The 16,095-nt window shown below is 48.0% G+C and carries 3 protein-coding genes; all 3 read right to left on the bottom strand.

What is annotated here, in order from left to right:
* Positions 1-11: 11 nt before the first annotated feature.
* From L0992_04535 to L0992_04545, 3 genes are read right to left on the bottom strand one after another with little or no spacing between them, the layout of a single operon-like run.
* Positions 12-5,981: a 3-hydroxyacyl-[acyl-carrier-protein] dehydratase FabA gene (locus tag L0992_04535; GenBank protein ID XGB67961.1), complete on the bottom strand. Its 5,970-nt coding sequence runs from the start codon at positions 5,979-5,981 to the stop codon at positions 12-14.
* Positions 5,978-8,035, bottom strand: coding sequence for a PfaB family protein (locus L0992_04540; GenBank protein ID XGB67962.1), 2,058 nt, complete (start codon positions 8,033-8,035; stop codon positions 5,978-5,980). Before L0992_04540 ends, L0992_04535 begins: the two co-directional genes overlap by 4 nt.
* Entirely contained in the window at positions 8,035-15,843 is a 7,809-nt protein-coding gene (locus L0992_04545; protein XGB67963.1) for a phosphopantetheine-binding protein, read from the bottom strand. Before L0992_04545 ends, L0992_04540 begins: the two co-directional genes overlap by 1 nt.
* Positions 15,844-16,095: the final 252 nt, after the last annotated feature.

Here is a 16,095-nt window from a genome sequence, read left to right on the forward strand (position 1 = left end):
CTAATGGCGGCTTATGCTTTCTTGATACCAGAAGCTTTATCGCTAGCAGGGGCTTCTTCGATACAAATCGCGATGTCTTTCACTTCGTAAATACGCAGGCCATCTTTGCTCAGGTTTGCGTCGCCAACGATGATGCGCTTGCCGTCTTCGTCTTTAATCGCTGTGATGTGTACATCCAGAGACATCTGTTTGTTCAGAGGGTTAATCTGACCACGGTATTTCCATTTCACTTCAGATTGGATTTGACCAAACTTCGGATTGCGGAAACCAGCGCCAAGATCTTTGTTTAGTGCATAGGTTTGCATTAGCTCGATGATTGCTTCGACACCTAGAGAACCTGGCATTACTGGATCTTGATGGAAGTGGAACTGGAAGAACCAATCGCTCGGGTCAATCGTACGCTCAGCGTATAGGTAGCCAAGGCCGTCTTTACCACCGTCGCTGGTGATCTGCACGGTATCGATAAAGTTCAAACGACCGCCAGCCAATTTGTAGTGCTCTTGTACCTCACCAGTAGACGAGACTGGTGCATTGAAGTAACGCGTCGTTTTGTCTAGCAGGTTAATGTTTACATCCGGCGTACGGTTGTTATCAACGTGCCAAGGGTGAGTCACCTTACCGTTGTCCAAACCCAGTTGGTCTTTCAGTGCAGCGCCTTTGAAGTAACCAAATACCGCTGTACCTTCATAGAACGGCACGCCATCAGTGCTCAGTTCGAAGCTAAAGCTCTGTACGATGTTAGTGCCCATCATTACGGTTGAAAGCAGGCGAGAATCGTTGGTGATGGTTTTGCCACGTAAGTCGACATTGCGCAGCATTTTGCCGCTGCCATCCAGGTTACGGAAAAACAGTTCTTCACCTGGGAACCCCAGAGTGGTGCCCATGTAGCCAGAGATGAAGCCGTTTGGCTGCAATGAAATCTCCATCAATACCGAATAAGGCATCAAGGTATGGTGGCTGTTTTCATCGAAATACCATGCGTTTTCTGGCACTTCGTATTCAGCGATACACGATGAAGGTTTCTTGAAGTCGCCACGCTTACCGTCGATCTCAACAACACGAGTGGTTAACTGCAAGTCGCCACACGGAGTACGTGGTGGGATCATTCCACGGTAGATAGAGAAATCAGGGCCGAAACATTTTTCGATATCGCCAGTCGCGAATTCGAACATGTGGTATGGCGTAAATGGAACCGTATCGGGTGTGCGGTTCGGGTAATCTGGAGTCACCGGAGCTTCAACGTGTTGAAGAGGAATCACGCCTTTGTTTGGCGCAGTTTTTAGGTCTTCAATTTGCGCCATCAGTGGTGCATTCGCTGAAGCCTGTTGATTCACTGCTGGTGTATGGCCCAAGTTTTCGATAATAGGGGTCGCAACAGCCGTTTCTAAAGAAGGCAGGTAACGAGTACATTCGTCGTCTTCTTTGATCATCACACCCAAGTTTTGGAAATCAACAATCACTTTGCCGTTGAGCAAAATATCGATGTTAGCTTTCGCGTATGGACGAGGGCTTAGACCAATCTCGGTCACTTCCATGCGGTAAGTCAGTTCTGCCGATTGTGGTAGAACTTGACCACGACAACGCACTTGTTGAGGCGCATTTTCAAGCGGTTGGAAACGACCATTTTGAACAAGCGTGTGCATGCCAAGGTGCATCATGAAGAATTGAAGCAGTTGACCACAACCTTCAGCCATCAAAGAGCCAGCCATTACTGAGTCATCTTTGAAGTGACAAGGGAAGTACCAGTGCTCAGGCTCTAACTGCTTATGACCTTCAATCAGACCAAGTCCCCATGTACCGCCTTGCGGTTCAACACGGCTGACCTTTTCGATCATCATGAACTTCTCTGAGCTGAAGCATAAAGAAGGCTGGTGGCGATCAGATTGGTGAGTAGGGCCAAAACACTCTGCAATGTTTGCAGTCAGTAGGTGGCGCAGTTCTTGGTGGTTAAACTGCGTTTTAGGGCAGTGCAACATTGGGTCGAAGCGTTGCTTAGTAGCAAGCTTACGAGCCTTAATTTCATCTTCAGTGTGAATCACACCTTTGCCGTCAGCTAGCTCTTCATCAGTGAAGAAACCTGCACAACCGTTATCCATTTTCAGGATCATCTTGTCGCCAACGAAACATTCGTACGAGAAGAAGAACAGCAACGTGTCGCCATTGCGAGCAAAGCTGTTGATTGAGATATCGTAACGCAGCGTATCGCCACCACGAGGTAAGTCGCCAAGGAAGGTCAGCGTACAATCAAGCAGGCGATAAACACGTTCGCCTTTGTTTTCGAAATCAATGCCTAAGTAGCTGATCAGCATTAGGTCACACTGACCAGATTCAACTGCAACAGCCCAAGGGATCTGACCATCTACAAGATACGGCGCATCAACTGGGATGTCGTATTCTGTGGTCATGGTGCTTGGCTTGTACTCGTTCACTGTCGCGTTGAGCTTAGTAACACGAGATACCAATAGGTAATCGGTAGTTGGCAAACGAACGCGGCGCGAGTAGCTATCAATGATCGCGTAGTCAGGACCAAACACGTTCGCAATATCACCTTCCGCATACTCAACCAGATCATCGTAATCCCAGATACACGGCTTACGGATAGGTTTTACTGGTGCTGGCGTTGCAAGTACGTTGACTGGTGCTTCCTGAACCTGAGCTGGTTGAGTTTGAATAGACTGAGCTGCCGTTTGTTGGCCATTCGTTTGTTGAGAAAGGGCATTGCTATCTAAACCAGATGTCACTGCGTTTAGCTGTGCTTTCAATAAAGCATCGGCAATCTGCAGACCTTGTGCACGTGTTTGTAAAAAGGCTTTGTGAACTTGCTGCGCCGCCTGCTGATTTTGAGCAAAGGCTTGGTTGTGTGGTGTTACAGATGGCTGTGATACTGCATCCGTATTAGCGTTGATGTTTGATACGCCATTTTTAGCGGATAGGACATGAGTCATATTGCTGTGGTTACCTGTTAGCTGACTGTGGCGATCTTGCGCCAGAGTAGGGGATACTGATGTAGGAGTTTCGATGACTGGCTCTACCGTGTTTTGCGCTAGTGCTTTCTTCTCTAACTCTTTTTGCGCAAGGGCTGCTTTGATGTTTGCTGTCGTTGGAACCGACGCCACTCTTGCTGCTTGTTTACCAGAGGCTTTTTGTTGAATGTGCGCTAGGTTAGCGATTGGTGTCTCTGCGATATGTTGATAAATATCGCGACCACCGAGAGTCACTTGTTTAACCAATTGACGCTTAGCATCACTTGCCAGTTCACTACTTAAGCGAACAGAAAGTGATTGAGATTCGACACTCGATTGGCTTAGTAGCAGCTGTGAACATTGTCCTTCGCTGATGCTGGCAACAATCGCGTTCTTAGAACTGATGCTTGGATTCAGAGACTCAAGGTTCAGGTTAAGGAGACCGTGTAGTAGGCTCGCCATGCCAGAAGCTGCAGAGCAGTGACCAACACGTTGACTCGCTTGAGTCGTCTTTGTGTTCCGTAGGCTGACAGGCGAAGTTTCATGTGATGAAAACTGATGAGATGAAGACTCAGGTGCATGGTTAAGCTCAAGCAGAGAAACATCGTTCGAGCTCATACCGACTTGAGTCAGTAATTCATCGGTAACGGCGTTGTTACGCTCACTTGATCCAAAGGCCAATGCATTGATGCTGCCGTAAGCCGTATCTTGGTTGCTTGTTACTCGACTCTCTTCAACAAGAACGATTGCACCCGCGCCTTCGCCCACATTCCAACTGCCGTCTTGTGGCTGGTCGAATTTTGGAGCAAGTGATACAGGGCTCACGCTGTTCTTCAGAATCACATGTTCGGCGCTGCCACTTAGGTCTACGGCTGCGATTACGACTGCGTCCATGGATTCTTGCGACATTAGGTTTTGTGCAACATCGATACAACGAGCAACCGACTGTTCAGCGGCTGAAATCGTAAAGGCAGGGCCGTTAAAGTCCCACAATGAAGAGATACGCGAAGCCATGATATTGCCGATGAAACTGGTGTATTGGTTCAGCTTGGCTGCGTCCATCACACTGTCCATCGCAATGGTTTCTAGCGATTGGTATTCGTCTTGTGTTAGTTCAATACCCATGTTGGCAAAGCTGTCAGCCAGTTGGCTATGTAGGTTTACACGTCCACGGAACTGGTGCATCTCAAGCTCTGTTTCCATTGCGACCAGTACTGCTACCTTTTGGCCTGCCACAAGCTTGGCATCTTTGATGGCTTCGTCTGCAACTTTCATCAGTAGCAACTGCTGAGAGATCAAACGGTCATCTTCATTAGGCGGCACTTTAAAACGTAGGAAATCGAGATCGAATTGATCGATGTAAGCTCCGTTCGGAATGCCGTGTAAACCAAACTGATTCAGTAGTTCTGGATGTTGGTCTAAGCCTTTCCAGCGCTTCTTAGGCAAGGCAATGAAAGCATCATTGTTGGTCTCAATTGCAGCGCTGAGCGCGTTGATACTTTGCAGAGAACCGAAGTGCGATGCGAGGCCAGTAATGCTTAAATTAGGCGATTGTAGGCTTGGAGACGCTGACTCTAGAGTCTGATTTACATTACTCTTGTCAGAATACGCTTCAAGCAGTAAGTGAGCGTTACAACCACCGAAACCAAATACAGACACACCCGCACAGCGCTCTTGGTTATCCGCTTTACTTGGCCAAGGTTGAACCTGTGTTGGTAGCGTTTGTGAACCAAATAAACCCTCTGGTGACGATAGCGGCTTATCCAAATTAATACTTGGCGGAAGCACGTCTTCTTTCATCGCGAAGATCATCTTCATGATCCCTGGCATACCCGCCGCAGTCAGTAAGTGACCGAGGTTTGATTTCGCAGAGCCAATCAATGGCGGGTTAGAACCATTCAGTTTGTCAGCAAAGAAACGCTCCATTGAGGTTAACTCAACCTTGTCACCTAATGGTGTGCCGGTTGCGTGACACTCAATCACTTCAATGCTGTCTGGTGATAGGTTTGAAGCCTCGTAAGCGCGTTCAAAGGCTTGGACTTGTCCCTTGCTGTTTGGACTTAATACGAACTGGCCACGGCCATCGTTTGATAGACCAATGCCGCTGACGACCGCGTAGATGTTGTCGCCATCACGCTCTGCATCAGCTAAGCGTTTTAGGACTAACACACCGGCACCTTCGCCAGCAAACAGACCTTTACTGTTGCTATCAAACGGAACCGACACACCGTGATCAGGGTAAGCGTGGAAGATTGAGAAACCCATATTGATGAAGAATGGGTCAGCACCGGATACCGCGCCTGCCAACATCATGTCGGCTTTGCCTGTGTTCAGGTAATCACACGCTAACTTCAATGAATACACTGAACTTGCACATGCCGCATCTAGGCTAAGTTGCACGTTGCCTAAACCTAGCGCATCAGCGACTAACTTAGAGGCGTTGTGTGCTGCCGCACCGTTGATCGGGTTGAGGTCTTGCGCGGTTTCATTGGTTGGTAGCAGTGAAAACTGGTCATTAGCCAATTTAGCTTGTAGTGCTTTCTCGACCACCGAGTGGTACATCGGTAGAAACAGGTCGTTTGAACGTGTGGTTGGGAACGAAAGGGCACCCATGATCACACCTGTGCGCTCTAAAACATCGGCATTTAAACTAACGCCTGCGTCTACTAAAGCCTTGCGACTGGTATCCAAAGCCCAAAGGAAACTCTGGTCGACACCTTTGAATGAATCAGCTGTTAAGCGGTAGCCATTACTGTCGAAATTGAAGTTTTCGATGTAGCCGCCTTTATCACAGTAAAAGCGGTCTGATTCACCTTGAACGCCCTGATAGCTTTCAGGTTTAGCGCCTAACTTTTCAGCGCTTAATGTGGTTCGAGAATCTTTTTTATTCAGCAAGTTTTGCCAAAAGTCTTTTGGCGTATCAGCTTCTGGGTATTGGTTCGCAATACCGACAATCGCGATCTTATTACACTTCACTTGCTGCTTAGTCTTGGCTTGAACCTGATATTGAGAACTCATACTAGCTCTCCTTGATGATTCACTGCGCTGCCTTGAGACACACCACTTAATTGCTTAGCGGCGGTGATCTGTTGTTCTAGCCCTTGAATAAGTGGCTCGACAGACAGTGGGATTTGATGAGTAATGAGCTGACCAATGCACTTGATGAGCGTGACAACATCGTCCCCACCCTTGGCATTGGAAGCTATTGAGCAGTATTGGTCTGCTACGTTGTCGCTGCGGTTGATCTTGTCGATCAATGTGCTGGTTTGACGATCGGCACCCACTTCAACAAACAGACGAGCACCTTGCTGACGCGCACTCTGGATCAACGCGGTGAAATCCAGCGTTGAACAGAAGGTGTCGGCAATCGAAAGGGCGATGCTGTCGCGGTCGATATTGATTGGTGCGCCAATCGGTAGACCTGCGGCGCTGATAAAGCGGATATGCTTTGGCAACTCGTCAAACAATGGTTGAGTGTAAAACTCTTGCACTTGGCTGTGCTGACTCAAGGCTGGTGTAGTGTGCATTGCGGTAACACGGTTAGCGGCAATGCCACGTTTACCCAGTTTCTTGAGCAATGCACGACAGGTGCTTTCACAACCTGCCAGTACGCAAGTGTCACCTTGGATGATAGCGAGATAAGCGCGTGGGAATTCTGGTAACAGAGCCTCAATCGCTTGTGCATCACTTCGAACCACAAAGCTATTCCATTGGATGCTTTCGTCGCCGTTCAGCTGCCAATCTTGACGCACTGCGGTGAGTTCGCCAGAAATAGCCGTGGTGAAGATAGGACTGGTTTGAGTCATCTCAATCAGCGCATGTGGGTTTTTCCAAACATTTAAGCTCGCCCACATGGAAGCTTCACCTTTGGAGTAACCCAAAGCGAAGTCTGGCTGTACTTTGAATTCATCACATAGCAGTTGTGTTAACAGATAACTACTGCCCACGCCTGCTATGGCCAATTCACTGAGCGACATTTCTTGCGAGTCTTCAGCGTAGGTTTTGTCAGCCTGCAGCATCTCTTTCAAGTTACCTTCACGTTCTAAACGAGCAAATAACTGTGGGAAATGGTGGTGAAACTCGCGCAACATGCCGGGATAAACCGTGCCAACACCAGGGTAAACAAATGCAACGCCACCTTTGCTTTGAGGCATCGGTGAGAAACAACTGCCCGCTGGGGTTTTGTATTGGCTATTGTCAGCCATTACTTTTGGCAACGCATTTTCTAGCGCTGTGATCTCTTGTAGTGCAGCCTCAATTGAGGCGGCTTGAATCACGATATTCGCACCACGGCCAGCATTGTGTTGAACGCTTTGAAAGTGGCTTAGGTTTGAATGCATCACGCTGGCGATAGCAAGTTCACGGTCTGCCGATTCGTTAACGCATTTAAGCTCTGCGCTTAACAAGGTTAACTGAGAAACCAATTCAGCTTGGCCATTGCCAGAAACCACAAACATCAAACGTTCGCTCGATAGCAATGGTTTTGGTTCTTGCAAACCGGTCGCTTGAGTCAGTATCAGGCTGGTTGCGTTTTGGCTATCGTCATTAAAGGTCAATGAAGCAACACGTGCTTTGTTCGGCTCAGTGAACCAGTAATTATTAGCTAATGAATGGCTCGGCAATGAACGGCTCGATATCGCATTAACCATATTCAACAATTCATCAAACTGCTTCGAAGCAGAGAGTGCAGAATATTGTTGTTGATGGCTTAAATCTGAAGCGGGGCGGCGTGACATCTCTAGAGCAAGCTGAACGCTATCTCCATTATTTAGATCGAGAGTTTCGGCAAAGCCCGCTAAATTCGCGTGTGGGTGAATCTTATTCTTAGCAGCATTCAGCGCACTCAACATCAACAATGATGGTGAGTGAGAATCCAAACAAAGCTTAACAACATTACCTTGATTGACGGTCTCGATGGCGTGAGCAAGTGCTTGATTAAAATTGCCATCAACCACAACAGTAACTATCTCTGGCAGCGAAGGTGATAAGTCGGCAGAAAGCTCAGCCGCGTTTGCTGGCTGAGCTAAAAGAGCGATGCGCAATGGCATCGCTTTATTAGTAGGAACAGTCACTATGACAATTGCTCCTTTTCTGCGTTCTTAGTCGCCTCTTTCTTTGATACTGCTGAGCTAGACTTCGGCAAAAATGCGTCGTTTAAGCTCTTGCTGATGGTGACTTTTGCACCTTTCATTACCGCACTTAAACGACCATCTTGGTGGAAAAGCGAGATATCAGCTTGCAGAGAACGAGCCGTGCTTTTTATCACGCTCAGTTCTAGCCAACCTTGGTCACCATTGTGCATCGGTGCGTAACAAATAAACTCACCAATTGCAGACGGTAGGCTTGCCGCGCCGTATTTCAATCGAGCCCATACCAGCATGGCTTGTAACAGATAATCTTCAGCAAATGGTTGGCTATCGCCAAAACCTTGCTTAGGAATAAATGATCCGCAGTCGCTGTTTTCAATCTGAGGCAACTGGCATTGAGCCAATAAGCCTAAGTCGTCAAAGCGTTCGACTGAGGTAATACCTTGTAATCTTGGTCCGTGAAACAGAGTGCCGTCACTGTATAGAGCTTGCGCCGTTGTTACAGGTGCTGAAGTGTTGGCTTCAAAACGCTTTTCTGACGCTTGTTGAACATCTTCAGACACTTGCACAGAGGCCACTTGCAACTGAGCTTGATACTGTGGTCGCCCTTGGCAACTGATCACCGCTTTTAGCTGATCTTTTGTTTTAGCGTCAGAAGAAAGAACCAGTTTCAGCTCTTGCACTTCATCGGTATCAAAAATCACACCCTTAAGCAGTTTGTAGTTGTGAACGCTAACGTTCACCCCTAACAGTTGCTCTGCGACTTCACGCATCCATTGGATGGCACACACTGTCGGTAACACTGGGTTACCGGCAATGCAGTGATCTTGAATGAAAGGCAATGCCTTAGGATCAAGATGACGTGTCACAGTGATGCTTGTATTCAGCGGACTCTTTGCAAGATGCACAGACTCCGCATTAAGCTTTTTTACAGCAGCTTCCTTGTTGTCAGAACCTTGCATGCTCGTACCAACCAGCAATTGAATGCCAGTTTCGTTCAGTAGTTGAGAGCTAAACAGCTCTGCACCTGCTTGAAGAGGAATTACGTACACACCACGTTCTGTGAACATACGTTTCAGTGCTGCGTTTACCATGCCACCGTCCCACGGTCCCCAATTGAAGCTCATCACTTTCGCTTGAGGGTTACGAGCAGATAGTTGTAGAGCCGCTTTGTTTAGGATCTCGTTAGACATCGAGTAATCACTTTGGCCAGTGTTTCCATAGAAACCCGCCGCCGAAGAGAACATCGCAATCAGTTTTAGCTTGCTGCTATCAAGACCACTAAGAACCGCTTCTAGTCCGCCCACTTTCGTGCCGTAAACCATGTTTAGATCATCAAGCGTTTTGTCTTGAATGTGTTTGTCAGCCAGTACGCCTGCGCCGTGGATAAGCCCCGTGATACCGTCGAAATTCGCCAGCGTTTTCGCTACTGACTCATGGTTCGACACATCTAGGCTTAGGTACTCAGCGCTTGCGCCAATCTCGTTGAAAGCGGCAAGTGCTGCGTTGATTTCAAAGCTGCTCAATACAGGTTTTAGCAGAGCATCAACTTTCTTAGGCGTTGGTTTGTCACCTGTTGCTTGTAGGTGAGCGATAGCCGCTGGTTTTAGCTCTTTCTCTTGCTTGCCTTGTGCCCACTGAGGTAGCTCAGCTGAAGTAATATGCTTACTACGACCTGCAAGAATGAAGTGAGACTTACATTGCTTAGCAAGCGTCAGTGCACATTCAAACGTCACGCCTTTAGCGCCACCAGTTACGAGAACTTTGTCGCTCTTGGTGAGTTGAGCGCCTGTATTCTTCGTTTGTGCAGCACCCGGTGTTGCCGCAATCAATGTTGCACGACCAGATTCGCCGTTTTCCGCATGGCTAAGGCCGATTTCAACCGTGTTGGTATCGATATCGAACAGTTCGCCTGTGATAGCTTCAGCTAGGTGACGAGCATCAATAGAAGCGTCAGCATCCAATGCGCGGCAGAATACGTTTGACCATTCATGGCTCAGTGTCTTAGTTAGACCAGATAACGCGGCTTGGTTAAGTTCTGCATTCGCTAGTTGCTTAGTATCTAGGTAACCAAAGCCACCGTCGATACGGCTTAGCGTGAAGAACACGCTGCGACCAGAAACCGCATTCAGTTGGCCATTTAGGTGCTTCGCGAACAAGAACGCTGTGGTTAGCGAAGCTCTTGAATCTGCATTCAAGTTAACCGCTTGCTCGTTGCTTTGTTTTGCATCAACGATAGCTTGTAGGTGAATGAAGCCAGCAATCACTTTGTTCGACGTTTTAAGGTCTGCTTCGATGTCTTTAATAACCGCAGTCACACCCGCATCATCGACGCTGTTGAGTGTGTAGCTTGCGATTTCACTGTTTAAAGGTGACGCGGCAGAAAGAGCACTACGCACTACAGCAACTTGAATGCCGTTAGCGGTCAACTTTTCTGCTAGAACACCGGCGTTGTGACCATCATCTGTGATCACGACACAAGCGTCTTTTGAGAAACAATCGACGAGTTTATCTGCCGCTGGTAGCTTTTTTAGCGCCACCTCATTGTGTGGAGGAAGTTCCGCTGTCGCTGTTTCTGCGATAGGCGTTACTGATTCAGCTTTAGCAGTCGCTACAGGTGCAGCCGCGGAAAGCTTGCTTTGCATGTAAGTAACGATTTCACCAAGCGTGCGACACTCAGCTAAGTCTTCAGGGTTTAGTTCTGGCAGCGTTGGTAGCTGGTCTTGAACCGTACCTAGAATCTCAACACGTTTGATAGAGTCGATACCAAGGTCTGCTTCCATGTCCATCGCTAGGTCGAGCATTTCTGCTGGGTAACCTGTTTTGTCGGCAACCACTTCCATCATTGTGGATTGAACATGATGGAAGTGGTTTAGGTCGTTGCTTACGCTTTCTGCAGCGGTTGCAGTTGCTTCTGGAGCAGGTGTTGCATTAGCGCCTAGTTTGCTGTTCATGTAGTCAACGATTTCACCCAGAGTACGACACTCAGCGAGATCTTCAGGATTTAGCTCTGGCAATGTTGGTAGCTGGTCTTGAACCGTACCAAGGATCTCAACTCGTTTGATTGAGTCGATGCCAAGGTCTGCTTCCATGTCCATTGCTAGGTCGAGCATTTCTGTTGGGTAGCCCGTTTTATCGGCTACTACGCTCAGCATTGTGCTTTGAACTTGCTCTGCGTTTAAACCGTTTGATACTGTTTGTACTGGTGCAGATGCTGTAGCTGCTACTGGAGCAGAAGCCGGAAGCTTGCTGTTCATGTAGTCGACTATCTCGCCTAGAGTACGGCACTCTGCGAGGTCTTCAGGGTTTAGCTCTGGAAGAGTCGGTAGCTCGTCTTGAACTGTACCTAGGATTTCAACACGCTTGATTGAATCGATACCAAGGTCAGCTTCCATATCCATTGCTAGATCTAGCATTTCAGTCGGATAGCCCGTCTTCTCTGCTACCACTTCTAACATGGTTTTCTGAACAACAGTTGCATCTAGTCCATTGTTAGCTGCTGCTGGAGCAACTACTTCCGTTTGTGCTGCAACTGGTGCAGAAGCCGGAAGCTTGCTGTTCATATAGGCAACAATTTCACCTAGAGTGCGACACTCAGCTAAGTCTTCAGGGTTTAGCTCTGGAAGAGTAGGCAGTTCATCTTGAACCGTGCCTAGAATCTCAACACGCTTGATTGAGTCGATACCAAGGTCTGCTTCCATATCCATTTCTAGATCAAGCATTTCCGTTGGGTAACCGGTTTTCTCAGCAACTACTTCTAGCATGGTTTGTTGAACGACTTTTGCATCAAGACCGTTAGTGGCTTGAACAGGAGCGGCTGCGCTTAGCTGTGCTGCCACAGGCGCTGATGCTGGCATCTTGCTGTTCATGTAGGTAACGATTTCACCAAGAGTACGACACTCAGCTAAATCTTCAGGGTTCAGCTCAGGTAGGTTCGGCATTTCATCTTGAACGGTACCAAGGATCTCTACGCGCTTGATTGAGTCGATACCAAGGTCTGCTTCCATGTCCATTTCTAGATCAAGCATTTCCGTTGGGTAACCCGTTTTCTCAGCAACTACTTCTAGCATCACTTTTTCAGCATCTGCTGATTGCACTGCTACTGGTGCAGCCACAGGAGCTGGTTGCGCTTTAACTGGCACAGGTTGAGCTGCAACAGGCGCTGCCGCTTGAGCCGCTACTTGTGGAGCAGGAGCGGTTTTCTGTACAGGTGTAACTTGAACAGACTGAGCTTGAACTGGCGCGGCTTGTACAGGAGTCGCTTGTACTTGAGCTACAGGCTGTTCAACGATAGCTGTTGGAGTAGCTTGAATCGCTGGCTGAGCATTTACTGGCGCAACGAAGGTGGGTTGTGCGGTTTGTACTGAACCTTGCGTCAGCATATTAAGTGCAGAGCTGTTGCTGTGCGCTTGCATTTCTAGGTAATGAGCGTGCGCTTTGAGCGTTTCAGCTTGGTGCTGGTGGAACATTTCCATAGAACGCTGTAGGTTCTCAGGAATTGCTACGCCTGCTGTTGCCATTTTCGCTTGCTCAGACATTAGGGTGTTGAACGTGTCACCGTATTGCTGAGGAATCGCCAAGAATTGCTGATGTACTTCTGCTGCTTGTTGCTGAGCATTGAAGAACGATTGCAGTGAAGATTCATCAACTGTTACTTGAGCTGCTGGGGCAGTCTGAACCACTTGTGATTGTGGAGCAGCTGTTGCTACTTGTGCACTTGGTGCTGGAGCAACTGACTGTTGTACATTTGAAGCTTGAGGAGCAGCCACAGGTACTTCAACGATTTCTGTTTTAATCACTTCTTTTTCCACGATTTTCTCGACTTCAACTTTCACTTCAACAATCTCAGTCTTTTCGGTGACGTTGCCCGAAGCCAATGATTGATCCATTTTCTTACGAGTAGCAGGGCTGATGTAGTTGGTTGCATTCAGCTTGATGTTCATTGGTGATGCCTTTGCAGGTTCAGTAATGTCAGCTTGGTAAGGGTCAATGTTGTCTAATGAAACACCAGCCACGCACAGTTGAACCGCAGCTAAGCGAAGTTGTTGGTCACTGTCGCCTTTAGGGCTTGGGTTGATGCTGATTGCGTAAAGTTCTTCGTTCTTATCAGCCAATGTCTTTTCAACCAGCTTTTGAAGAATGTTTTTAGGACCGAACTCAACGAATACACGCGCACCCGCTTCATACATCGCTTCAATTTGCTCGCTGAAACGAACCGATTGCAGCATGTGTTGCTTGAACGCTTTCTTGATCGCTTTCGCGTCTTTGCTGTGCAGTTTGCCCGTTGCGTTTGAGTAAAGCGGCAGCGTTGGAGCGCTGAATGAAGCTTTATCAATTGCAACAGCAAATGGTTTTTGAGCGTGAGCAACAAGCGGTGTGTGGAAAGCACCAGACACTGGCAGAGCAATCGCTTTGAAGCCTTGTTCAGTTAGCGCTTGTGCTGCTTGTTGAACCGTCGCAGTTGGACCTGCAATAACCAGTTGAGTCGGAGCGTTGTAGTTGGCAATGCTCACGCCTTCGAATTGGCTGATGCAGCTTTCAGCGGCTGGAAGTTTGTCTGCGTCTAGGATGACCGCAAACATAGTACCGCTGTCGCCTTGTTCTGGTGTCGCCGCCATAGCATCGCCACGAGCGAAAGCTAGCTGGTAGTAATCGTCTTGCGAGATAACACCCGATGCACATAGTGCACTTAGCTCACCAAAGCTGTGGCCTGCGACCATGTCTGCTTTGAAGCCTGCTTGAGTCATGATGTCGAACTGACCCATAGACACAGTACCAATCGCACTCTGCGCATTGGCCGTGTTGGTTAACACAGCTTCTTGAGCTTTGGTTGCTTCCGGTGTGAAGGTTGGAATTGGGAACAGAATTTGCGACAGAGCCGTTTTCTTGTGCTGACCAAATACTTGATCCGCTTGAGCAAGCTGTTGGCGCATTTCAGGGTAATGACAAGCAAGCTCGCGACCCATGTTTAGGTATTGCGAACCTTGACCAGCAAATAGTGCCGCTACTTTACCTGCGCCGTTTTCAGCAATCAGTGCAGACTCACGGTAGCTAGTACCGTTTGGCATCTGCCAATGTGTTTTGGTTTGGCTTTCAAGCATTGAAACCGCTTGATTCAGTTGCGCTTGAAGGTCTGTTTGGTCAGTCACGACTAAACCAATACGAGCATGCTTAGCGTTAACTTCACGCAAGCCATGTTGCTCTGCAAGTGCTTCCAGTTTGAACGCAGCATCGGCAGCTTGAGTTGAAACCTGTTTTAACTCGTTGAGCAGTGCTTGGCGAGATTCAGCGCTGAATAACAGAGTTTGCGACACTTGGCGCTGACGGTATTTGTCACCGCGTGCGTGTTCTGGCGTGTATTCTTCCAATACTACGTGGAAGTTCGTGCCACCAAAACCAAATGAGCTGATACCTGCACGGCGTGGTGTGCCGTCGACACGCTGCATCCAAGGGCGCGTTTGTGTGTTTAGGTAGAACGGTGAGTTCTCGATGTCCAGTTTAGGATTCGGGCTCGACACGTTGATCGTTGGCGGCAGTACTTTATGGTGCAATGCCAATGCTGCTTTGATTAAACCAGCAGTACCTGCGGTTGATTTGGTGTGACCAATTTGAGATTTCACAGAGCCTAATGCAATGTGTTGCTTCTCTTCATTGTTCTCACTGAACACTGAGTTTAAGCCACCAAATTCAGCAACGTCACCTGCTGCTGTACCTGTGCCGTGCGCTTCTAGCAGGCCCAGTGTGTGCGGTGCGAAACCAGCATCGTCGTAAGCGCGTTTTAGTGCTTTTGCTTGTCCTTCAGGGCGAGGCGCGTAAATACTCTTGAACTTACCATCCGAAGAAGAACCGACACCTTTAATCACGGAGTAGATTCTGTCGCCATCGCGCTCTGCATCTTCAAGACGCTTAAGAGCTACCATGCCGATGCCTTCACCAATCATCATGCCTTTTGAGTCGATGTCGAAAGGTTGAATGGTTTCATTAGTGGTGAATGCTGGCGTTTTTGAGAAGCTCATGTACATGGTTGGTGAGTTATCAGTACACACACCACCAGTGATCATCATTTCACTGCGGCCTTCAACCAGTTCACTTAGAGCCATACGCATTGCTGCTAGAGAACCAGCACACGCAGCGTCTACTACACAGTTGATGCCACCAAGGTCAAAGCGGTTAGCAATACGACCTGAAATTACGTTGCCCAATGAACCAGGGAATGAGTTCTCTTCCCAATGTATGTATTGGTCTTGGAATTTTTTGATTAGCATTTCGCTGTCTTCGTCGTTGATGCCACTGCTCTTGAATACTTTTTTCAAAACAGGGTATTGCAGACGAGCATTCAGGCTTTGAGCAATCTTCTGACCACCACCAACACCGAGGGTAATACCGATCTTGTCGCGGTCGTAGCCTTCTGGAAGTTTTGCATCTTCAAGTACTTCTTTTGCCACGATCAGAGAAAGCAGCTGTGACGTATCAGTCAGTTCTAGGATATTTGGCGGAAGGCCGAACTCCATTGGGTTGAAGTCGACTTCAGGGATGAAACCGCCGCGCTTGCAGTAAGACTTGTCTGGCGTTGTACGATCTGAATCGTAGTAATCTTCTGGACGCCAGTGCGTATCAGGCACTTCGGTAATTGCATCGATCTTTTCGCTGATCAAATCCCAGAACTTGTTTAAGTAACGAGAGTTCGCAAACATGCTTGCCATACCAACGATAGCAATAGGCATGTCTTTAAGACGTTTATTAAGTCGAGTGTCGTCGACTGATTCCGGTGTATTTTTTTCGGGTTGGCTCATTATGAGTCTCCACTTGAAATCACTGAGGGCGATGTCGTGTTTTGAGGCTGCGCTTTTAATTGAATCGAAAATAAATCTGAAACAGATTTGGGCAAACGCAGCTGAAGAGTAAGGCTGCCGAAAGTTGGCCACCTGACTGAAATAGGGAGTGCGAAGTTCATTGACTTGCAGACGTTGAGAACGTGTTTCATGCGAGAAGGGGGTATTTGAATGTGAGGGTAATGTCCATTTAAATCCTGTCCAAAGTACTGC

Origin of the sequence: Vibrio pomeroyi (genome assembly GCA_041879425.1) — a bacterium.
Classification (GTDB): domain Bacteria; phylum Pseudomonadota; class Gammaproteobacteria; order Enterobacterales; family Vibrionaceae; genus Vibrio; species Vibrio pomeroyi_A.